Source organism: Marinobacterium jannaschii DSM 6295, from assembly GCF_000620085.1.
In the GTDB taxonomy this organism is placed as follows: Bacteria; Pseudomonadota; Gammaproteobacteria; order Pseudomonadales; family Balneatricaceae; genus Pontibacterium; species Pontibacterium jannaschii.
The window spans coordinates 78,516-100,472 of record NZ_JHVJ01000004.1 but is presented as its reverse complement, the minus strand read 5'-3'; the positions used below and the strand labels follow the sequence as shown (position 1 = coordinate 100,472).

At 53.5% G+C, this 21,957-nt stretch carries 21 protein-coding genes, 1 tRNA gene and 1 pseudogene; 14 read left to right on the top strand and 9 right to left on the bottom strand.

All coding sequences use genetic code 11. From position 1 onward, the window contains the following. Positions 1 to 68: 68 nt before the first annotated feature. Positions 69 to 152, top strand: a tRNA-Tyr gene (locus Q354_RS0102175). 434 nt (positions 153 to 586) lie between these two features. Continuing rightward, positions 587 to 1,768 (top strand): M20 aminoacylase family protein, encoded by a 1,182-nt coding sequence (locus tag Q354_RS0102170; RefSeq protein WP_084332440.1) that lies wholly within the window; start codon positions 587 to 589, stop codon positions 1,766 to 1,768. A gap of 29 nt (positions 1,769 to 1,797) precedes the next feature. Here Q354_RS0102170 and Q354_RS0102165 read toward each other — a convergent pair whose 3' ends face one another. Next, positions 1,798 to 2,502 carry an SDR family oxidoreductase gene (locus tag Q354_RS0102165; RefSeq protein ID WP_027856182.1) on the bottom strand — a complete coding sequence of 235 codons (705 nt, stop codon included), beginning with the start codon at positions 2,500 to 2,502 and terminating at the stop codon, positions 1,798 to 1,800. Between the two features lie 171 nt (positions 2,503 to 2,673). On the opposite strand from Q354_RS0102165, the gene Q354_RS0102160 reads away from it, so the two are divergent. After that, positions 2,674 to 2,874 (top strand): DUF2788 domain-containing protein, encoded by a 201-nt coding sequence (locus Q354_RS0102160; RefSeq protein ID WP_027856181.1) that lies wholly within the window; start codon positions 2,674 to 2,676, stop codon positions 2,872 to 2,874. 8 nt (positions 2,875 to 2,882) lie between these two features. Here the strand turns inward: Q354_RS0102160 and Q354_RS0102155 are convergent, their stop codons facing one another. Continuing rightward, positions 2,883 to 3,401 (bottom strand): HugZ family pyridoxamine 5'-phosphate oxidase, encoded by a 519-nt coding sequence (locus Q354_RS0102155; RefSeq protein ID WP_027856180.1) that lies wholly within the window; start codon positions 3,399 to 3,401, stop codon positions 2,883 to 2,885. 120 nt (positions 3,402 to 3,521) lie between these two features. Here Q354_RS0102155 and Q354_RS27135 point away from each other — a divergent pair, with 120 nt between their 5' ends. From Q354_RS27135 to Q354_RS24285, 5 genes are all read left to right on the top strand, one after another. After that, positions 3,522 to 3,938 carry a hypothetical protein gene (locus Q354_RS27135; protein ID WP_156948144.1) on the top strand — a complete coding sequence of 139 codons (417 nt, stop codon included), beginning with the start codon at positions 3,522 to 3,524 and terminating at the stop codon, positions 3,936 to 3,938. 38 nt (positions 3,939 to 3,976) lie between these two features. Then, on the top strand, positions 3,977 to 4,825 hold the full coding sequence (gene kdsA, locus Q354_RS0102145; protein WP_027856179.1) for a 3-deoxy-8-phosphooctulonate synthase: 849 nt from the start codon (positions 3,977 to 3,979) through the stop codon (positions 4,823 to 4,825). Between the two features lie 70 nt (positions 4,826 to 4,895). Continuing rightward, complete coding sequence (locus Q354_RS27130; RefSeq protein ID WP_051559818.1) at positions 4,896 to 6,905, top strand: SUMF1/EgtB/PvdO family nonheme iron enzyme; 2,010 nt, start codon at positions 4,896 to 4,898, stop codon at positions 6,903 to 6,905. Positions 6,906 to 6,915: 10 nt separating this feature from the next. Beyond that, positions 6,916 to 8,325, top strand: a complete 1,410-nt coding sequence (locus Q354_RS0102135; protein ID WP_027856178.1) for a DUF4139 domain-containing protein — start codon at positions 6,916 to 6,918, stop codon at positions 8,323 to 8,325. Further along, on the top strand, positions 8,325 to 8,927 hold the full coding sequence (locus Q354_RS24285) for a tRNA-uridine aminocarboxypropyltransferase (protein WP_051559817.1): 603 nt from the start codon (positions 8,325 to 8,327) through the stop codon (positions 8,925 to 8,927). Before Q354_RS0102135 ends, Q354_RS24285 begins: the two co-directional genes overlap by 1 nt. On the opposite strand, the gene Q354_RS0102125 is transcribed toward Q354_RS24285, so the two are convergent. Further along, positions 8,924 to 9,406 carry a tetratricopeptide repeat protein gene (locus Q354_RS0102125; RefSeq protein WP_027856177.1) on the bottom strand — a complete coding sequence of 161 codons (483 nt, stop codon included), beginning with the start codon at positions 9,404 to 9,406 and terminating at the stop codon, positions 8,924 to 8,926. The two genes, Q354_RS24285 and Q354_RS0102125, sit on opposite strands and share 4 nt — an antisense overlap. 190 nt (positions 9,407 to 9,596) lie before the next feature. Here Q354_RS0102125 and cysK point away from each other — a divergent pair, with 190 nt between their 5' ends. Continuing rightward, positions 9,597 to 10,565, top strand: coding sequence for a cysteine synthase A (gene cysK / locus Q354_RS0102120; protein ID WP_027856176.1), 969 nt, complete (start codon positions 9,597 to 9,599; stop codon positions 10,563 to 10,565). 124 nt (positions 10,566 to 10,689) lie between these two features. On the opposite strand, the gene Q354_RS0102115 is transcribed toward cysK, so the two are convergent. Further along, complete coding sequence (locus tag Q354_RS0102115) at positions 10,690 to 10,875, bottom strand: hypothetical protein (protein WP_245600968.1); 186 nt, start codon at positions 10,873 to 10,875, stop codon at positions 10,690 to 10,692. A 286-nt stretch (positions 10,876 to 11,161) separates the two neighbouring features. Between Q354_RS0102115 and Q354_RS0102110 the strand changes: the two genes are divergently transcribed. Further along, positions 11,162 to 12,097: a bile acid:sodium symporter gene (locus Q354_RS0102110; protein ID WP_036228299.1), complete on the top strand. Its 936-nt coding sequence runs from the start codon at positions 11,162 to 11,164 to the stop codon at positions 12,095 to 12,097. On the opposite strand, the gene Q354_RS24280 is transcribed toward Q354_RS0102110, so the two are convergent. Further along, positions 12,094 to 13,128, bottom strand: a complete 1,035-nt coding sequence (locus tag Q354_RS24280; RefSeq protein ID WP_036228298.1) for a helix-turn-helix domain-containing protein — start codon at positions 13,126 to 13,128, stop codon at positions 12,094 to 12,096. The two genes, Q354_RS0102110 and Q354_RS24280, sit on opposite strands and share 4 nt — an antisense overlap. 161 nt (positions 13,129 to 13,289) lie before the next feature. On the opposite strand from Q354_RS24280, the gene Q354_RS0102100 reads away from it, so the two are divergent. Then, a complete protein-coding gene (locus Q354_RS0102100; protein ID WP_051559816.1) occupies positions 13,290 to 14,354 on the top strand; it encodes an alpha/beta hydrolase family protein in 1,065 nt (354 codons plus the stop codon). A 390-nt stretch (positions 14,355 to 14,744) separates the two neighbouring features. On the opposite strand, the gene Q354_RS0102095 is transcribed toward Q354_RS0102100, so the two are convergent. The 3 genes from Q354_RS0102095 to Q354_RS0102085 form a co-directional block, all read right to left on the bottom strand. Continuing rightward, the gene (locus Q354_RS0102095) at positions 14,745 to 16,004 is read right to left on the bottom strand and encodes a hypothetical protein (protein ID WP_156948143.1); all 1,260 of its coding nucleotides are present in this window, start codon (positions 16,002 to 16,004) and stop codon (positions 14,745 to 14,747) included. A 48-nt stretch (positions 16,005 to 16,052) separates the two neighbouring features. Beyond that, complete coding sequence (locus Q354_RS0102090; RefSeq protein ID WP_156948142.1) at positions 16,053 to 16,331, bottom strand: hypothetical protein; 279 nt, start codon at positions 16,329 to 16,331, stop codon at positions 16,053 to 16,055. 67 nt (positions 16,332 to 16,398) lie between these two features. Continuing rightward, a complete protein-coding gene (locus Q354_RS0102085) occupies positions 16,399 to 17,460 on the bottom strand; it encodes a CsgG/HfaB family protein (RefSeq protein WP_084332439.1) in 1,062 nt (353 codons plus the stop codon). A 145-nt stretch (positions 17,461 to 17,605) separates the two neighbouring features. Here Q354_RS0102085 and Q354_RS0102080 point away from each other — a divergent pair, with 145 nt between their 5' ends. The 3 genes and pseudogenes from Q354_RS0102080 (at position 17,606) to Q354_RS24275 (ending at position 21,079) form a co-directional block, all read left to right on the top strand. After that, the gene (locus Q354_RS0102080) at positions 17,606 to 18,340 is read left to right on the top strand and encodes a helix-turn-helix transcriptional regulator (protein WP_156948141.1); all 735 of its coding nucleotides are present in this window, start codon (positions 17,606 to 17,608) and stop codon (positions 18,338 to 18,340) included. 178 nt (positions 18,341 to 18,518) lie between these two features. After that, positions 18,519 to 19,709, top strand: a complete 1,191-nt coding sequence (locus Q354_RS0102075) for an IS256 family transposase (RefSeq protein WP_027856168.1) — start codon at positions 18,519 to 18,521, stop codon at positions 19,707 to 19,709. Positions 19,710 to 19,763: 54 nt separating this feature from the next. Further along, positions 19,764 to 21,079, top strand: a pseudogene (locus Q354_RS24275) (IS4 family transposase). Positions 21,080 to 21,123: 44 nt separating this feature from the next. Here Q354_RS24275 and Q354_RS0102065 read toward each other — a convergent pair. Beyond that, on the bottom strand, positions 21,124 to 21,957 hold the full coding sequence (locus Q354_RS0102065; RefSeq protein WP_027856167.1) for a sulfurtransferase: 834 nt from the start codon (positions 21,955 to 21,957) through the stop codon (positions 21,124 to 21,126).

Below are 21,957 nucleotides of genomic sequence, written 5' to 3'. Positions count from 1 at the left end.
GAAAGTACTCACAAAAAGCTTTACATCCTCCCGCCCCGATCGGTAAGATACGCGCCTCTTCGAGAAGAGGTGGGATTCCCGAGTGGCCAAAGGGATCAGACTGTAAATCTGACGCGCAAGCTTCGGTGGTTCGAATCCACCTCCCACCACCATCTTCTCAGAGGCTTAGCCTCAGACCTCAAGGACATCAGCGCCTGCTCCTGCAATAATATCCCAACACCCGATTCAGCCAGATAAATAGTCAGGCACCTTCTGCTTGTAATCCGATAAGCATTTTGACTTCAGCTGTCATTAATTCCACCTACGATAAACCCTGACGTTTCTGGTTAAAAAACGCTCAACACTATTCCGCGCAAAAATTAGCCTGTCATCTCCCAGCCGTAGTAGACTGCTCTGACACTGATTCAGGCAGCTCCGGTTTTATCTATACGCGGTTGGGCGGCTTAAGGTTTAATCCGAAAGAAAACCACTGCATATTATTTAACCAAACAAATCCATACCTGAACCGAATACTTCACCTATCCGAGGCTGGCCGTGTTACGCGCCGTTCCGGGTTATACATTGAAATTTCCGAAGCCAGATACTGATGTCGACGAATACCCCCCTTGCTATTCAGCCCCTCAGCCCGCTCCACCAGCAGATGCAGCAGTGGCGTAGGGAGATTCATCAATACCCCGAAACCGCTTATGAGGAGTTCCTCACCAGCGATAAGGTGGCGGAGATACTCGGATCGCTGGGTCTGACAGTAGACCGAGGCCTCGGAGGCACCGGCGTTGTCGGCCTGCTGGAAGGAGAACTGGGTGAGGGCCCGATGATCGGCCTGCGCGCGGATATGGATGCCCTGCACCTGAATGAACTCAACCAGTTTGAACACCGCTCCTGCCACGAGGGCAAGATGCACGGCTGTGGCCATGATGGCCATACCGCCATGCTGCTCGGTGCCGCCAGCCATCTGAGCCGGAACCGGCAGTTCAGGGGCAGTATCTGCTTTATCTTCCAGCCTGCGGAAGAGGGCCACGCCGGGGCACGCAAGATGATCGAAGATGGCATGTTCGAGCGCTTCCCGATGGATCAGGTTTATGGCATGCATAACTGGCCGGGACTGGAACAGGGGCGTTTTGCGGTACATCCGGGCGCAGTGATGGCCTCCGCCGATACCTTTACCATCAGTATCACCGGTCAGGGTGGCCATGCGGCGATGCCGCATCAGGGAGTCGATCCGGTGCTGGTAGCAGGCCAGATCATCAGCGCCAGCCAGAGTATTGTCTCACGCAACATTAACCCTCTGGAAAGCGGCGTTATCAGCATTACCCAGATGGAAGGCGGCGATACCCATAATGTGATTCCGGAACAGGCCACTCTGAAAGGCACCGTGCGCACACTGGCACCGGAGCAACGCGAACTGATCCAGCAGCGCCTGCGCACCCTGGTGGAGAATATCGCCGCCGGCTTTGGCGCTCAGGCTGAGCTGATCTACCGCGATGGCTACCCGGCAACCATCAATACACCGGATAACGCCGAACAGTGCCGCCGGGTGGCAGCCTCTCTGGCGGGTGACGAGAATGTGGACTGGGCGATTGCACCGAGCATGGGGGCCGAGGACTTTGCCTTTATGCTGCAACAGAAACCAGGCGCCTATATCTGGATCGGAAACGGCGCAGGCCCTGATTGCTGCGCCCTGCATAATCCCCACTACGACTTCAACGATGAGATCCTGCCACTGGGTGCCAGCTACTGGGTGGCGCTGAGCTACCAGTTGCTGAGCTAAGGCTCAAACCTGATTCAGCAGATCCCCGGCTACCAGGGGATCTGCTTACCGTTGTATTCGATAAACTGTCCGCTGCTCTGCAGATCCAGCGCATCGATCACTTCAACCAGTCCGGCAACACTCTCTGCCGTGCTGATAAGGGCATTAGGCCCACCCATCTCGGTCTGCACCCAGCCCGGATGCAGCGCTAATACGCTGATTCCCTTCTCTGCCAGATCGATCGACAGGCTTTTAACCACTTGGTTCAGCGCCGTTTTGGAGCTGCGGTAGTAGTAACCGGCACCGCCGGAGTTATCGCTGATACTGCCCACTTTGCTGCTCAGCATTAGCACCTTCTTCTGTCGTCCCGCCATCAGATTGCCGATCAGTGCCTGGGTCAGCATCAGTGGCGAGATCGTATTGATCTCCAGCACCCGACGCCAGCGATCCCGGGTCACCTCACCAAAGGCCAGCTTCTTGGGACCGTAGATTCCGGCATTGTTGATCAGCAGATCCAGCGGTTGCCGATCCAGGGCAAGCGTCAGTTCAGCGATCTGCTCATCGGAGCTGATATCCAGCTGATGCAGACTCAGACCACTGCCCGACTGCTCCAGCTGCTGCAGCTCTGTCGCCTCAGCAAGGTTGCGGGCACAGGCATGTACCTGCCAGCCACGGGCCAGATAGTGGCGCACAAATTCGAGCCCGATTCCGCGCGCCGCACCGGTGATCAGAACAGTCCCCGTCCGGGTCGTCATAACGTTTCCTCTTTTCCCTATAACCAGTAGGTATTTTAAAGTTTCAGCTTACTGTACAATCCGCGACCAACGACCGCTCATCCTGATTTGTTGCAACCCTATATCAGCAAGTTATCACAGCTGATCCGGCAACGACCGAGCGACCCACTCACTTTCCGGAGATTCTGTCCTATGCGCCTGGCTGAAGTAGAAGCCCTGATGTTGAATGTTGGTCTTGCCGTCTTTGCGGCCTTTATCTTCTTTATCATCTACGACCTCGCGAAGAAATCTAATGCCGGTAAGTTCGGTACATTCGTGCTGTTCTTTGCCCTGGGTCTGGGTCTGGCAGCTTTTCTGGTCAAGACCGTTGTGGTGGAGATGATAGGGGCCTGAACAAGCTGTTACCGCCTGCCCTGCTGCAGGCGGTCCGCATCGATATGGCTCAGCTCCCCACTCTTCGGATCCACATCAAACGCCTTACCGAACCCCACAACATAGCGCCCCTGCTCAGGGATTAAGCACAGAAGATGGAAGTCCGGCAGGCTGCGTAACATCGCCACAGTATTGCCCAGCTGCTGCTCCATCTGATCCAGCCGTTCCTTGTAGTCCGTATCCTGCGGCGTAATCTCCGTGACCTGACAGCGAAAGCTCAGGCGCTCGCGGGCAAACAGGTTACGGCTTTCCGATTCTTCGCGGATAAACAACACCGACGCCCGCCTGCTGTGCAACAGATTCAGAGTGTGTGTCGCCAGACGGCTGACAAAGATATAGAAAGCCCCCTGCCCATCGCGGATATAAGGCGCATAACTGATATCCGGCGCCTCTTCGCAGTTAACCGTTGCCAGCAGTAAAGACTGGCGATCGGAAATCAGCTGGTGACAGCTACGCTGATAGGCCTGAAGACTGTTTTCCTGCGACATCGTTCTGTTTCCCGCTTCAATCAGTTAAGTCTCTTATAGGCTTTGAAAATCTCAAAATAGCCAAATGGAGTAAAGCAGTTTAAGAGACTGGCGACTCTAATGTTACAGGAGGTACTGAATATGGGCAGTTATCAGATCTACCTGCGCCACCCGGATGAGATTCCGGTCAGCCTGCAGCAAGCCGGGCAGGACAGGCTGCCTGCCGCTGGCAGCGACGGGATCGGCGTCATCTGTCATTGCGACAACGGTTATGCCCCTGGCGAACAGGTCCGCATGATGATTCCACTGATCGATGATGCCATCGATCCCCTGGGCCGTGTCGACTGGTGCCAGCCCAGCCAAGGCGGTTATGAACTGGCTATCCGCTTTCAGGACAACGATAACGCCATGCGCGCCCGGATGCTGGAGCAACTCAGCCATATCTACCGCTATCGCCAGCATGTCCTGCAGCAACAGCAGCGCTACCTGAGCCTGGATGAGGCTGCTCTGGAATGGATTGAGCGATACGCCGCGCTTTTCCCTGCTGATCACGTATAATCGGGTAATTACTGATAATTGATTACTCAGAGAGATGTATGGAACAGAAAATCGTAAAAGTCGCGGATATTGAGATCGGCAACGACAAGCCGATGGTATTGTTCGGTGGAATGAATGTTCTTGAGTCACGCGATCTGGCACTGCGTATTGCAGAGCACTACGTGGAAGTGACCAATAAGCTGAATATTCCTTACGTTTTCAAGGCGTCTTTCGACAAAGCCAACCGCTCCTCCCTGACCTCTTTCCGTGGCCCGGGCCTGGAAGAGGGCCTGAGAATTCTGGAAGAGGTGAAAACCACCTTTAACGTACCGCTCATCACCGACGTGCATGAACCACATCAGGCGGCTCCGACCGCGGAAGTCTGCGATATCATTCAGCTTCCGGCATTCCTCTCGCGCCAGACCGATCTGGTAGAGGCGATGGCTAAAACCGGTGCCGTGATCAATATCAAGAAAGCCCAGTTCCTCGCACCTCAGGAGATGAAACATATCCTGAACAAGTGCGAACAGGCCGGTAACGGTAACCTGATCCTGTGTGAACGCGGCAGCTCCTTCGGCTACAACAACCTGGTGGTGGATATGCTCGGCTTCAGCATCATGAAGGAGTTCGGCTATCCGGTGATGTTCGATGCCACCCACGCCCTGCAGATGCCTGGCGGACGGGCGGACTCTGCCGGTGGCCGCCGTGCCCTGGTGGCCCAGCTATCCCGCGCCGGTCTGGCCCAGGGGATCGCCGGCCTGTTCCTTGAAGCGCATCCAAACCCGGAAGAAGCAAAGTGCGATGGCCCTTGCGCCCTGCCTTTGGATAAACTGGAGCCTTACCTGCAACAGATGAAAGCGATAGACGATCTGGTGAAAGGCTTCGATCCGCTGGATACATCCGGCTGATGCGTTCGGCCCCCGCCTTGTCTATGATACGAAAATATTCTTAGAGACAAGGCCAAGGGGGCCGTTTTCCGTGTCGACCACCCAAGCACAACGCTACAACGAACTCACACCGGAACAGGTGATCGGCCCGAGCCATCACCGCTACAAATTGATCCAGTCCGGCGATCGCTGGGCACTGGGCGATCAGTGGCGTGCCGAAGATATCAGCGCCGCCGGCCGACCCGAAGTCACCCTGCTGTTTCTTGATGCCCTGCTGACCGAAGCACCCGCCCGGATCAATACCCTTAAGCGTCACCTCACCGACAGCCGTCGCCTGAACCACAAACATATACTGCAGCTATACGGCCTGATGGCCGATAACGGCCTGCTGTTCCTGGCCCATGAGCCGGTCGATGGCACCACCCTGAGCGAGTTGTTCAGCGATGAAAGGCGCAGCGCATTGAACCCTGCCCAGCAAAAAGCCCTGCTAATACAGATCGCCGCGGCAATCGAGATCGGCCACCGCCGCCAGATCACCCACGGCGCACTCTGCCCCGACCTGATCTTTGTGAACCGTCGAGGCGGTATCAAGGTCAGCAGCTTTAATCTGCGGCCAATGCTGGACACCCTCAGCGATCAGCTTGCATCGGCACCGGACTTTGCCAGTTGCCAGGCACCGGAAGCATTCCATCCCGGCAACCTCAGCCCCCGCTCCGACGTCTACTCACTGGCCTGTATCGCCTACCAGCTGTTCACAGGAAATACTGTCGAGCCACCGGACAGCAACAATAAACGTAAGCTACTGACCAAACCTGACAACCTCAGCACCAGTCAGTGGGAAGCGCTGCAGCAGGCCCTGTCTAAAGAGCCGGAGCAGCGTCAGCCGAGCGTGATAGAGCTGGTGCAGGCCCTGTTTAAAGAGGAAGACGATACAGAAGCGGAAATCGCGGAGAACGAAGACACCCCAGCCGATTCCGTAGCGGACGGCAGCAAGACTGATCCGGCCCCCGATGAGGCCGGTAAGACAGCTGAAGTTAAGGAAAAGCCCGCTAAGCTCGCAGGCAGATTCAGCTTCAGTCTGCCCAAACTACGCTGGCTGAAACCATTGCTGATCGGAAGCGGACTGCTCACTACGGGTTACCTACTGGCTTTCTTTGTTCATGCCGACAAGCAGCGGCTGCAAACAGCCAGTGATGAAAACCAGCAGCTAAAATCCCAGCTGGCCGAACTGCAGTTAACCCTGCAACAGCAGACCGAAGCGCTGGCACTGGCCAGCGAACGGCAAGCCGCGACCCAGCTTGAACTGGCCAACGCCAAAGCCAGCAAGGTCGACCAGGGCGACACCGACGCCCCGGGCCAGAAGGTCTTTGCCGACCTGATCGGCGAGTCGGCGATCTACGGCCCGGAGATGGTGCTGCTACCGGCAGGCAGCTTCAATATGGGTGATCAACATAAGATAGGCGACGATAACGAACAGCCGGTGCATGAAGTGACCATTGCCAACCCATTCGCCCTGTCACGATTTGAGGTCACCTTTGAACAGTATGACCTGTTTGCTGAAGCTTCCGGACGGCCCCTGCCGGATGACGGTGGCTGGGGGCGCGGCAAGCGCCCGGTCACTAATGTCAGCTGGTATGACGCCAGGGCATTCAGCAAATGGCTGGCAAAGGAAACCGGCCAGCCCTATCGGCTGCCGACGGAAGCAGAATGGGAGTACGCGGCACGGGCAGGTACCACCAGCGCCTACTGGTGGGGCGACAAGCTGCAGCCCGGCTACGCTGTCTGTGATGAGTGCGGCAGCGAATGGGATGGCAAAAGCAGTGCCCCGGTGGGTTCTTTCCAGCCCAACCCCTGGGGTCTGTATGACCTGACCGGAAATATCTATGAATGGGTCGCCGACTGCTATAACGACAGCTATAAAGACACGCCGACTGACGGCTCTGCCAGTCGCAGCGGTGAATGCCAATACCGGGTGATGCGTGGCGGCTCCTGGTTTGAAATCGGACGCCTGATTCGGCCTGCCAGCCGTTATCGTTATGCCATCGACGAGCATCGCGACAGCTGGGGCTTCAGGGTCGCACTGGATGTGACACCACAATGAGGAATGTAGAATGCTGATACCTTTTTCACGCAACCTGATTACGGCCAGCCTGCTGGCACTTTTACCAACACTGGCATCAGCACAGCTGAGTATCAGCGACCAGCAACGGCAGGCGCTCTCCCTGACCCTGTACAATCAGGATCTCGGCTTGGTGCGCGAACAACGCCAGCTGCCGGTGCTCAAGCCGGGCCAGCAGGTCACCGTTGAAGGCGTCAGCCGATTGCTGCAGCCGGCAACCCTGCAGGTTAAGAACGCCGGCCGTATCCTGGAACAGAACCTCAACACCAACCTGCTCAACCAGCGTAGCCTGCTACAACACTATCTCGGCAAAGAGCTGCAACTGGCACGGACCAATCCGGCCACCGGCGAAGAAACCACCAGCAATGTGCGCCTGCTTAGTATTGAAGGCAACCGCGCACTGGTAGAACGTAACGGCCGGGCAGAATCTATCCCCTACGGCGACCAGTGGCGTTTTATCTTCCCGGCAATCCCGAAACGCCTGCTCAGCCGTCCCAGCCTTAACTTCCGTTCCGGCGGTACCTCCCAGCCTGCAAACGCCCAGATCAGCTACCTCAGCGGCGGTATGAACTGGGGCGTGGATTATGTCCTGACCCTGAACGATAAGGGCGACAGCATCAGCCTGGACGGTCTGGCCACACTGAGCAACAACACCGGCAACGACTTCAGCCAGGCCGAGATCCAGCTACTGGCCGGCGACCTCAGTCAACCACGCCAGCAGGCGCAGATCCGCCGTAAAGGCATTGAGATGATGGCGGCGATGGCGGACAGCCCGATGCCATCGCGCGAGCAACTGGCAGACTTTCACCTCTACCGCCTGCCCGGCCAGTATGACCTGCTGGATGGACAGCAGAAACAGGTCAGCCTGATCGGCGCAGAAGCAATCCCGGTCGAGCGTGAGTACAACCACAGCTTCCTGGTTTCCAACTACCTGGACAGCACCAAACATGAAGCTAAACCCCGGCTCCAGCTGCGCTTTGTTAACGAGCTTTCCGAAGACGGCACGCCTTTACCGGGCGGCAATGTGCGGGTATTCAGCCCGGACCAGAAACAGCAGCTGCAGTTTATCGGCGGCTCGGCGATCCGACATACTGCCAGCGGCGAGAAAGTGGAGGTGGGGCTGGGGCGCGCCTTCGATGTCAGCATCAGCCGCAAGCAAACCCAGTTCAGCAAAAGCTACGACGGCCTGATCGTCGAGCAGCAACTGAGCATTCGTAACAGCCGCAACAGCCCTGCCAGGGTGGTGATTAACGCTAACTTCCCACAGATCTGGGAGATGGAGCGTAGCGCCCCCGAGTATGAGAAAACCAACGCCGGCACTGCGCGCTGGGTCGTCGAAGTTCCGGGGAAAAGTGAATCTCTGATAGACTTCCGCGCCAAGTTACTGAAATCAGAGCGCTGATGTCCGATACCTGTCACTGCCAGCTGCCGGCCCCCTACTGCGTCTGCCATACGGCGACGCAGTTCCGGCCAGCGCTGAAGATCGCCCTGCTACTGCATGAGAACGAGCCGCAAAGGCCGACCAACACCAGCGGCCTGATCCGCCAGCTGCTGCCGGAGACCGAATGCTTTATCTGGCAGCGCAAAGAGCCACCGCAGGATCTGATCAGGCTGATCAATGACCCCGCCTATCAGCCCTGGCTGCTGTTTCCCGGCGATCGTCCGGAGCTGGCGGCACGGATCAAGCCACTTGAAATCAGTTCTCAGCGCACACCGCTGTTTGTGGTACCGGACGGTACCTGGAAAGAAGTACGCAAGATGGTACGCAAAAGCCCCTGGCTGGATCAGTTACCACTGCTGTCGTTTACCCCGGAGCGGAAAACCCGCTACGACCTGCGCCGAAACCCGGACTTCGACCACCTCTGCACCGCGGAAACCATGGCAGAGTTACTGCGCCTCAGCCAGCAGGATCAGGTCGCGGCGGAGCTGGACAAGCTGCTCGACCGCTTCCTGACTCACTACAAAGCCTGGAACCAGCACCAGCCGATACCCGGCACGGCCTAACGTCCGCCAGGGATCTCCGGCAGGCGATCAGACCAGCGACCGGCCTCAGCCTTATCAACCTCCAGTCCCAGTTCGCCTGCATCATAGGCATCGGCCAGACGCCGGATCGCCAGTTGATGGCCTGCCTCAGCCGCCTTACGGTAGAAGCTCAGGGCCCTGGCCTGATCGGGCTGAAAGTAATGCTCGAAACCGCTCTCATAGATTTTACCCATCTGGAAGCAGGCTTTACTGTCACCCTTCTCCGCCGCCCGCTGCAGGTAGATACCGCCCTGTATCCGGTTCTGAACCCCCTCACCGCGAAAATGCAGCAGGTGACCGTAGACCGACAGCGCCTTCTCACTACCGTTATCAGCCGCAAAGCGGAACCACTTCATCAACAGCCTATGTTTGCGCTCAGAGCGCTTAAACGGCGATGCCCGGAACAGCATAAAGGTAAACCAGAACAGTGCAGGAGCCAGTAAACGCATCAGAAAACGCATGGTAAAACCTTCCGCTGAACAGCAACGATAAATAGGAACGCCATCATATCAGACGTCGCTAATATTGATCATCCTGTAGCCGAGACCTGGCCTGATAAAAAAGGCATAAAAAATCTGGAATACAATAGCATTCCGTTATATAAGAATGGATCGCACCCAGCAAACGACAGATCCGAAGGGAATGAGCGCCATGAACACTTTTGAAGATAACTCCCAGACCATCGGCGGTACACCACTGGTTCGCCTGAAACGCCTGGCCCCAGACGCAGACATCTACGCCAAGATCGAATCCCGCAACCCTGCAGGTTCTGTAAAGTGCCGCATTGGCGCCAATATGATCTGGTCAGCGGAACAATCCGGCCAACTGAAGCCAGGCATGGTACTGGTCGAGCCGACCAGCGGTAACACCGGTATCGCATTGGCCTTCGTCGCCGCATCACGTGGCTACCAGATCACCCTGACTATGCCATCCTCTATGAGTCTGGAGCGTCGTCAGCTGATGAAAGCACTGGGTGCCGATATTGTCCTCACCGAGCCGGCTAAAGGCATGAAAGGTGCAATCGAAAAAGCCCAGGAGCTGGTCGACTCTGACGCCGACAAATACCTGATGCTGCAGCAATTCGAAAACCCGGCAAACCCTGAGATCCACGAAAAAACCACCGGCCCGGAGATCTGGCAGGACACCGATGGCGCTATCGATATTCTGGTTGCGGGCGTAGGCACCGGCGGTACCATCAGCGGCACCTCGCGCTACATTAAGACGACTCAGGGCAAGGCGATCACCTCGGTAGCCGTAGAGCCAACCGCTTCTCCGGTCATCACTCAGACAATCAATGGCGAAGAGGTGAAACCATCACCGCATAAGATTCAGGGTATCGGTGCCGGCTTTATCCCGGGCAACCTGGATCTAGAGCTGATCGACCGGGTAGAACAGGTCAGCAATGAAGACGCCATTGCGACGGCACACGACCTGATGAAACAGGAAGGTATTCTGGCGGGTATCTCCAGTGGTGCGGCAATCTGCGCAGCACTGCGCCTGGCCGCCGAGCCGGAGAATAAAGGTAAGCAGATCGTGGTGGTCCTGCCGGATTCCGGCGAGCGTTATCTGTCATCGCCGTTGTTTGAAGGCGTGTTTTCCGATAACGAGACCGCTCAGTAAGCCTCACAGGCCGTCTCAGCTGAAGCGCAGCCATTAAAAAGCCGGGCATGTTTCCATGCCCGGCTTTTTTACTGTTCGCTGCGGGTGTATCGCTACGGCCGAACAGTGAAATCGCTATTTCTGATCAGTTCATCAACGTACGCAGTGAATCGTGAGTCGGGAACTGGTCCAACTTATCTACACTGACGGAACGATCACTGGAACGGGTCACTGTATACCAGCTCGCCTTGCGTTTCTGGCCTTCAAAGTGACCGGAAACTTCGTAGTTTTCACCATCGACTGCCAAAATTGCGATTGTACGGCTAGTCATAGTTGGCTGCATGATTCTCTCCTGGCTAGGTAATTCTTGTAGTTCTTTTACAAAATCATAGCTTAACCAGCGATTTTTACAAACTTGTGATCGAAAATTGGACTATTTATTACACAAAACTACAAGAGTAATCATCGACCTTCAAGGTACAGACAGATAAGATCACTGGATTCAGTTTCGAAGACAGTCTTTTTCCTTGATTTTATAAAAAACTATGCGGCATCCTAATGTTCTTCCACTCACTACACAGCAGTTTTGTAGTGAATACTCGTAAAAGGAATCGATAGTGAAAAGCGCCTTTCTTCCCAGCGGACTGTTAGTGGCATTTGCCATCGCCTATGTCGCACCTGAAGCGGGTACCCTGCTTAAGCAGATCGGACTGATTCCCTGGATGGTCGCCACTATCTTTCTGGTCAATGGCTACCAGACCAACCTGAAAGAACTTCCCCGCGAGTCCGTATTTATCAAAGCGACTCTGGCCGCCGGGGTGATTTCACTGCTGATTGGGCCGCTGTTAGGCGCCGCCACTGCCAGCCTGCTTGGTTTTGGCGCGGGCATGACTCTGGGACTGGTAGTGAAATCCACCGTGCCCTCCACCCTTTCGACCTGTATTGTCATGACTCAGCTCTGCGGCGGCCGCAGCCTCTGGGCGCTGGTGATGACAGTGATACTCAATATCGTCGGCATCTTCACCCTGCCCTTTATGCTGGCACTTACCCTGAGTCAAAGCGGCGATATCAGCATTTCACCGCTGCCGCTGCTACTGACCCTGCTGAAGCTGGTGCTGCTGCCATTTATCGTCGGTGCCGCGCTGCGTACTCTGCTCAGCCTGTCACCACAATCCCTGGCATTGCAATACCTGCCCTCTCTCTGCGTGATCGTCACCGTCTGGATGGCGATGTCAGACTCCGCTGAGGTTCTGCGCCAGATAGAGGGGGCTGATCTGATCAAGATTGCACTGGCCACCCTGATCATTCACTTTGGCCTGATGCTGCTCTGCTGGCTGGCGGCCAAAGCGATACAACTGGACTGGTCGGTCACCCTGGCGCTGCTATTTACCGGCTCACAGAAAACCCTGCCTGTTGCTGTCAGCGTGCTCACGGCCCTTAACCAGGCGCTGGGCGAAGCCTTGTTGGTCTGCGTGCTGTTCCACTTCCTGATCCTGTTCAGTGACTCACTGCTGCTGCCGAAGCTGAAGCGTCCTGAGACTCAGACAGGTTAGCCGGAATCAGAGGCACTCCGCCAGGCGCTCGGCGTAGTGCCCGTGACCCGCTTAAACTCACGATTGAAGTTGGACTTGGTCATAAAACCCACCGCTTCCATAATTGATGTCACGCTCCCGTCACTACTTTTCAGCAGCTCACAGGCCGCAGTGATCCGCTGCTCGTTCACCCACTGTGAAACATTCTGTCCGGTCACCAGATTGATTGCGCGCGACACACGCCGTGCCGGAACACCACATTTACGTGCCAGACACTGCAGATTAAGCTCAGGATCTTTGTACAGCCCCAGTTGCTGCACCAATGTCTGTAATTGCGGCATTAGTTGCTGAGCCTCTACATCGACAGCCTCCTCATTGACCTCCGGCCTCGGCTCCAACTCTTCATCCTCCTTTGCCTCTACCCGCTCTTGCCCAGCAACGGCAGCAGCCACACCCAACAAAAGCAGCATCGGCACAGTGGCAATCGCCACTACTGTCGAGGCATGCTGGCCCTGATAGCCATGTATATCGATGGAGATCAGCAGGTCCACCAGCACAAAAAAGAACATCAGCAATGCGGTCACCACCAGAGCGCGATGACTCAGCACCGCGCTACTCAGGCGCACCATACCCAGGGCATCGGGCCCACGCCGGGCCAGGCGCGCCAGCATCACACCGTAGACCAGATAGGTCAGCATCAAGATCACCTCGATGGGAGACGGTCCAAACAGTATGCACAGCGTCACAGCCGACACGGGCAACAGATGCGGCCAGTCATCCGGCCATTGCCAACTGGGCTTACCATGACTGAGACTGCGAAATGCAATCCAGGCCAAGGGGCACCACAAGGCGGCGATCCACGACTGCAGGGGCAGCAGATACATGATGTCGTAGCCCCAACGGATACCGATCAATACCGATTCAACGCAGTACAGCAATAACAAGATTCCGAACACACGTCCGGCGGGTGCAGACAGCAGGCGCTCACGCAAGATAAGCAACATCGTCGCCAGCACCAGTGCCGCCACGATGGGCAGGGGCAAGAAAACCATGGGGGTACAAACTCCTTCTGATACATTGTCCGTCAGAACATTATGCGCAGGACTATGGCCTAAATCGCGTTCTGCTTCGACCTGAATCGCGATTGAGGACGCTATTTTGGCAGGCTAGCGGCACTATCGTCACCTCTAACAGTCCCGTATGGAGTAATGCTATGCCCCCGCAACAGCCGATGAAAATCACTGCAGCAACAGACAGCAGCCCACGGTTGTTCTGGCAAATACTGCTGCAGCTTCTGACCCTCGCACTACTCAGCGTGCCGCTATCGACTTATGCCACCGGCTTCAGCCTACTAGCGGTAGAGTTACCTGAAGAAAAGCCACTGCAGATCGGCATCTGGTATCCCACTGACAGCCCCGTACCTGAGAATCCCAACAGCCCATTCGGCCAGGCCCTGGCCCTGAATGCACCGATAAAAGGGAAGGACCGGCCCCTGATCCTGATTTCCCACGGTTATGGTGGCTGGCTCGGTAGTCATGCCAACACGGCACTGGCACTGGCCCAGGCGGGCTTTGTCGTTGCTGCACCAAGCCATAGCGGCAATACCTTCGGCGATATGAGCTCGCCATCACCACAGTGGGTTCTGGATCGGCCACGCCATATCAGCCAGACCATCGACCAACTAACCAAGCATTGGCCGCAGCGCGAGGCGCTCAGAGATGGCAAGGTAGGCATCTTCGGCTTTTCTGCAGGCGGCCTGACAGCACTCAACCTGATCGGAGCCCTGCCGAACCTTGACCGGGCAGCGAGCCACTGCGAATCAGTCCCGGAAGAGTTTGCCTGTAAAGAGGGACTGGTTGCCAGCCTGGCCAAGAGCGATCTGCCACAGCTCCCACCAGCAGCCTGGGGCGCTGACCGACGTATCGGTGCCGCCGCTATTGCCGCGCCGGGACTGGGTATCGCCTTTGATGCAAATGCACTGGCGGGTATTGAGGTGCCAGTACAGCTTTGGTCCGGGCTTGAAGACAAGCGGGTACCCCATAACAGCAATGCGCAGCCGATTGCCGACGCCCTGGACGAGCGTGCTGAGTTCCACTGGATTGAAGATGCCGGTCACTTTAGTTTTCTGCTGCCCCGCTGCCGTCCGGCCTTGAAGCAGTCTGAACCGGACACCTGGGAGCTACTCTGTGTCGATAAACCGGGCTTCGACCGTCAAGCATTTCACCAACATATGAACCGGGAACTGGTGCGTTTTTTCAGGCAACAGCTGCAGGACTAAGCCTGCCCTGCTCCGTACTTCATCCGCCTTCTAAATCTGCACCCGATAAAACGATTCTGGCTCTTTGAGCTGAAATCATTGGCGGCCTGACAAGTAATCAACATACGTTGGCAAATGAGATTAATACGCTGAGGTAGCATATTCGGGCGCGATATAGATAGATGTGATTGAGGCGATGGGTCTTAGCAGGGTAGCAGAGCAGCCCTCTTGGTAGTGTTCAAAGTTCTGTATCGCTCCCTGTTTTAGTCAGTGTAGGAAAAGACACAGAACTTTGAACACTACCCTGGAATCTGACACTGTCTCAGTTGAGCATCCACTTCGAAGGTCGGATCGACGAATACGTCGATCTGTAAAACTCGGATGACACAGAACTATGAACACCCTCTAAACTTATGGCTTCTTAGCTTCCTCGTAATAAGATTTTATTCCTGCATTAGCAGTCTCAGCCCCCGCTTCAATAAGCCCAACCCCTTCAAGAACCATCGATGTCTTTTTGGTAGCAGCATTAGTAGTCAAACTAATCGCATGATTCACCACCCCAGAGGATAGGCTCAACTTATCATCTGTACTAAGACTTCCATCAACTCCTGCTGATATTAATTCAGCACCGAAAGAGGTTATAAATCCTGCTCCAGAAACAGCGATAGCTGCTTTGCCTCCATTCATCGTTAGTTTTGAATGACTTTCACATCGTGAATGAAATCGCTTTAATTGTTGAGGCGTTTGCCCATAAACCTTTTCTCTATTCCAGAAAACATCTCCGCATGCAGCTCTCTCGGGAACTAGATCTCCTCGACCAATCTTACGCACTTTCTCAATACCATCTCCATATTCATCCATCGACCTCTCGATCATTGCTGGCTGAGAACCTGGGACCCAAGAAGGTAGAAGTGCTCGCCAAGAGGGGTTTGGAGCCTTTATATCCTGACTACGACTTTTTTCATAGATATCCGCCAACAATTCACTTTTTTCGACAGGGCTAGGCGTTAGATCAAGGTTACTCTTTTCCAAATCATCAGAACTATTAAAATTAGCTTTATGTGAAACCCCAACCTCTAGACTTTTACTCCCGACCAGGTCATCAATAAGATTACTAAGTACTTCATCTGTTACTTCAGCACTTTCTAAATAGCTGTCATATGCCTCATTCAGCTCGAGCTGATTCTGCTCTAGTTGTTCTAAATATTCATCACTCCCTGATAACGAGTAAGCTTCTCCTTCGTAAACACTTTCATCAGGATTAGAGCACAAACTACGATGGACTTCACCTTGCCCCTCTCCACAGTCCTTCAGCTTATTTATTTTCCTAGAGACTCCATATGATTCATAAGAAGATTCATTAATCTCATTTTGTATGTCTTGGTACCCCTCAACGGAGACTTCACGCACCTCACGCTTACTTACATCATACGTCTCATTAACGTATCCGGAACTGTCTTTGCTTTTAGGAGGTGCAGATATCCCGCAAACCTTGAGGATGCCAGAGAAGTACAGTGGCGACTTGTGATATTCCTTCCTAGCTCTCTCACAAGTTTTTTTATCACTTTTCACACTATCAACAATGAGATCTCTCTCACTAGCATAACCTACGGAAGTTATTGACCCTGATACAAAAAACATCAAAAAAGAAAAGCATAAGCTTCTAAACATAACACCTCCAAAGAGAGCCAATAACTATCACTCAATACAAAAAAGTTCCTATTTATTCAAATCATCCTCATTACTTAAGTAGCTACGTATTTCTTCATAGCTGGACTTTTCCTTTTCCTTCTTTAAAACCACATAGCCTTTTGAGGTAATATATACTTCAACGCTACCGTAATAGTCTTGCGGAACAATAACAATAGGAGCCTTAGATCTATATTCGTAACGACGCTTTTCTTTCTTATCTGTAGCATCCGCTTCTAAAGGAAAGAGAAACACCGACACAGAAAAAAAGCAAAAACACTTAAAATTCTGCCTTCCAAATAAAAACATAATATCCCTCCAAATAAAAAAGGAGCCAGCTAAAAGCAATGACTCCTTTTCACCCTTAATACACTGATTAACGAAAAGCTAAGTTTGAATCTATAGCTTGGATGAAGTCACCTGTTTTGAGACGGAAACGCCCGACATGTTTGGCAAATGAATACTTCTCTTTTACTGTAGTAATCTTAACCTGACCAACCTCTTTCTCTTCACGTCCCAACAACTCACCAGTAAGAGGATCTTTAAGCTCACGACCAACTGAATAGACGGTGAAAACATCACCCACCTTAGTGCCATTGCGCTCACTTGCTGAGACAATAACTGTACCTTTCTGAACTTGTACAACTCGTCCTCGATACGGCTTATCCCCCAGCTTCACAGCGATAGCCTGAACAGCTTTATCTATGACTTGCTGTACAGCCATGCTAACGGGGTCTTCCTTTTGACTTCCGGTCTTGAATCCAATGCCACCGAAGTCAACACTAACAGCGGATGCCGACCCCTCGGCTATACCTTGCACACGCTCTGATGCAACCACCTCTCCGGTAGTTGTATCGATCATTCGAACAATCAAGCCAATATGCGTTGAAGACGAAGCTCCTCCCAAGGAAATTCCAGCAAAGGAAACTCCAGATCCCCCCTGGCCGGAGTCCATCTTAAATTCGGTAATGGTTCCCTGAACCAAAAACTGCGCAGCAGTTGCCTTTCCTGTTCTCGCAGACTGGGAGCGCTGGACCCGCCCACTGCGAGATAAATCCTGTTCTCCAAACACATCAGTCAAATTTTGACGCTCTAGAACAACAAAGCGTCCGCTTTGAACAAGTGCATCAGCAAGCTGATCTCGCATGCCAGCACCTAAATTCATTGCCCCTTCGCTATTGAAAGATGATCGATTTTCAAATCGAGAAACCGCAACTATTTTTTTATAACCTGAGAATACTGGTAACGGTGCCGAATTTTCACTTTTATCGCTAATAGCTTCTGCAGACGATGCACGCTGGGCCTGTTCTTGATTGTGCCCGGACGCCATGTCTGCAACAGGCTTAGTGATGTTATCAATCAGTGAGCCACTTCCCATTGATTGGCAAGCTGTCAAAAATAATACGCTGCTACATACAGCCAATTGATTCAATTTCATAGCTCTTCTCTATCCCCCATCCCAAAGCAAGACCATTTACCTATTTACAGGCACCCAGTACTTATATATACACTCATTAAAATAAGCGGTATCAAAAGCATTCACCAATGCTAATTCAATAGAACACAAGGATTAACTGTCACATGTGACAGTAGAGATTATGGAAGACATTTGGGATTTGCTTGCCTCGACCAATTCTGCTGAGTCTATCGACGACTTAGAAAGAGCTTTTCAGAATTCTGTCTCACAGCTAGATATGGATAGATATATCTATATACATACAAGCCCTCTCGCCTCTACTAATCCGTCATGTGGCAATTATCCTTCAGAGTGGATTAGCCACTATATTGAGAATGACTATCATCTAGTTGACCCTACAGCGTACTGTTGCGCCGCTCTAAAGCGGCCCTTTATATGGAAAGATTGCAAAAAAGTAATTGAGCCAAGTGCGAAGGCTATTCAGTTCTGGCAAGAGGCAAAGGAGTATGGCCTCATCAAAGGTATTGGCGTTCCAGCCCAAAGCTTTGATCAATCTATTGCGGGCTGGGGACTAGCACTGCCAAACAATGTAGATGAAGAGAAATGGCTCGCCCAGTTTGGAAGCAAGCTATTTGCCTTTACAAATACATTCCATTATAGATTTGAACAATTAATCAAAAACAACAACCACTCCAGAAAAGCTTTTCAGCTATCAAATAGAGAGGCCGAATGCATTAAGTGGTTGTGCGCTGGAAAAACTTATTGGGAGATAGGAAAGATTCTATCTATATCGGATAGAACAGCTAGATTTCATATTAGCAATGCCCGCCAAAAGCTTAGGGTCAACACTAATAGCCAGCTAATTTCTAAATCGATACTCTACAATATAGTCTCTTTATAGACTCAAGAGATGCTATTAAAGCTAATCGAGGTTCATTCATATACGCTGATGGATCCTCAGATAGCTATTAACACTAGCAAGCGCAATCATCCCAATTACGACCCAGCGACCTTTGAATCGGTAGTGTTCAAAGTTCTGTGTCGTTTCCTACACTGACTAAAACAGGGAGCGACACATCATGGCTGATAAGTACGAAATCGATATCCAGGCATTCGCCAAAGCACTGCAATCTGGCCAAAGCCTCAACGGCAAGGACGGCCTGCTTACACCGCTAATCAAGCAAATCACCGAGGCGGCTCTGGGTGCTGAACTGGATGAGCATCTGTCCAAGGATGATACCTCCAACCGAAGAAACGGTTCCTCTAAAAAGACCGTGAAGTCGCCTTCCGGCGAGTTTGAACTGGAGACACCCAGAGACCGTAACGGCTCGTTTGAACCGCAAACCGTCAAGAAGTACCAGACTCGCCTGACTGATGAGATGGAAAGCAAAATCCTATCATTGTTCGCGCTCGGCAATAGTTACCAGAGCATCCGTGAACACATCATGGATATGTTCGGGATGAGCATCTCCAATGGCACGATCAATGCCATTACAGATCGCCTGGTACCCGAGTTAAGGGCCTGGCAGGAACGGGATCTGGATCCGATCTATCCCTTTGTCTGGCTGGATGCCATCCACTACAAAATCAAAGAGAATGGGCGTTTCGTCTCCAAAGCGGTCTACACCATCCTTGGGCTGACCATTGAGGGTAAGAAAGAGCTACTGGGCCTTTACCTCTCTGACAGCGAAGGCGCACACTACTGGCTCAGCGTCCTGACCGACCTGCAGAATCGAGGCCTTAAGGACATCCTAATCGCCTCTGTCGACGGCTTGAAGGGCTTCCCAGAGGCCATCGAAACCATCTATCCGGATACCGATGTGCAGCTATGTATCGTCCATCAGATCCGCAACTCGATGAAGTACGTGGCCAGTAAGAACCAAAAAGCCTTTATGGCAGACCTGAAGTGCGTCTATAAAGCTGCGACCTTGAACGCTGCCGCGCAAGCTCTGGATGACCTGGAAGGCAAATGGGGCCAACAATATCCGCTGGTGATTAAGTCCTGGCGCGGAAAATGGGAGAACCTATCGGTATACTTTAAATATCCTGAGCAGATTCGCCGGGCTATTTATACCACCAATGCCGTTGAGGCCGTGCACCGCCAGTTCCGAAAGCTGACCAAAACCAAAGGGGGCTTCGCAAATGAGACCAGCTTGTTGAAGCTCCTCTATGTGGGTATGACGAAGGCATCTGAGAAGTGGACGCATCCGGTGCAAAACTGGAATCTGACGCTATCCCAGTTGACCACTACAATCTGTGATTTACGCTGACACAGAACTATGTATTCCTTATGAATACCGGATTTTTTTGTGCCTATTCAACAGATGCTGCTCGGGTTTGACGACCTGCACTCCTTTACCGATCTTGACGCTTTCTCTCAGAACATTCCCATCGAATGGATCGAGTCGGCTCTCCAGCTCACAACTAAAGCTTCCATCCGGCGCCGTCGCTTACCTCCAGAGCAGGTTTTGTGGTTGGTAATGGGGATGGCACTGTTTAGGCATGAGCCGATTGGAGAAGTCGCCCGTCGGCTTAATATATGTGCTGAGGGGTTAGCCAATGAAGCGTTGCTGGCGCGCAGCGGCTTATCAGAAGCGCGCCAGCGTCTGGGGGATCAGCCACTGGAGTGGCTGTTTAAACGCACCGGCCAACATTGGGGAACTGAACGTTATCCGCAAGATGACTGGCACGGTTTGCAAATCTTCGCGGTAGATGGGGCTTTGTTCCGAACACCGGATACACCTGAGCTGCGTGAACACTTCGGTTCAGGCAATACATCGAGTCAGCGCCAAACTGCATTTCCCATGATGCGGCTGGTCGCTCTGATGAATGTTCGCTCCCATGTCATCCTGAACGCACAGTTGAGTCCATACCGGCGCAGCGAAATGCGGCTGGCTGAGACCTTCATCGCTCAAATACCGGATCACTCAGTTACGCTGTTTGATAAGGGCTTTTGGGGCGCGGATTTGCTATTGAGCATCAATCGGACCGGGGAGCAGCGTCACTGGCTGATACCGGAACGCAAAGGCCTGGTCTATGAAGAGGTTGAAGCCTATAACGAGCATGACCGTTTATTGCAGATGACAGTCTCGGCTCAAGCGCGTAAGCGTCATCCCGCCTTACCGGAAACCTGGACTGTGCGGGCGGTATCCTATGAAGTGAATGGCAAGCTGAAGACTGTCTTTACCTCCTTGCCTGCTGAGCGGTTCAGCACGGCGCAGGTCGCGACACTTTATCAGGAGCGCTGGGAAATTGAGCTTGGCTTCCGGGATATAAAAAGCTCAATGCAGCACAATGCAATCACCCTTCGGAGTAAGAAAGTCGAACTGATCTATCAGGAGGTCTGGGGCATGTTACTGGCGTATAACGTGATCCGCCGAGAAGCGAGTCAGGCGGCGGTCTGCTACGGACGCAGTCCCAGCGAAATACGCTTCAAGCCAGCCTGTCAGTTTATCGCGGCACAACTGATCGTCATGGGGGCGGCGCAACCGGCGTCGAAAACCGGTGCCGATTATCAAAATTACGAGCAGGCGTCGCGAGCCTGTTTCTGGAGCACCGTCCTCGGCCATCGACACCGAGGACGGTAAAGATATCAAAGACCCGATACCTCGTTGACCGCAAAGCTGCTCCGCTTAAGTGAACAGCATTGCGCCAATTGGCGGGTCTCTTTATGTTTGTAACCGCTTACTTGACGCTGATCACCGGATGCTTCGGGTTCCTGATCCATTCGCTCCAGGAGCCGGCATAAATACGCGAGCCGCAGAGGCCGGCGATCTCCATCGCCAGAAGGTTGTGGCAGGCAGTGACGCCGGAACCGCACATATGCACTATATCGCTTGCAGGGGTATCACCCAGTACAGCTTTCCACTCGGCGTGCAGCTCACCGGCGGATTTAAATACACCGTCGCGCAGGTTGTCGGTCAGGGGACGGTTGAGGGCACCGGGGATATGTCCGGCAACCGGGTCGATCGGTTCCTGCTCACCACGATAGCGCTCGGCGCTGCGGGCATCGATCAGGGTAAAGCGGGGCTGATCGAGATTAGCTTCGACCGCCGCCAGCTCCACCCGCTCAGTATTGCGTGGCGTCGCCTCGAAGTTACCGGCTTCGTACAACGGATTATCAGCGCTGAGTTCGCCCTTCCAGGCGCTGAGGCCACCATCGAGCAAGGCAACCCTTTCGTGCCCCAGCCAGCGCAGCAGCCACCAGGCGCGGGCGGCCATCATGCCACTGCAGTCATCGTATACCACGACCTGTTGTCCGGACTTTAGGCCCAGCGCTTTCAGGCGAGTACTAAGCGCATCGGCATCGGGCATCGGATGACGGCCTGTTTGCGGCGTAATCGCCGAGGAGAGGTCTTCATCCAGATCCAGATAACGCGCGCCCGGTATATGCCCTTCGCCGTACAAACGTTTGCCATAGCCGCTGTCGGCCAGACTGAAGCGGCAGTCGATCAGCAGCCAGTCCGGATCGTTGAGGTGCTGTTGCAGGGTATCAGCGTTAACAATGGTGGTATACAT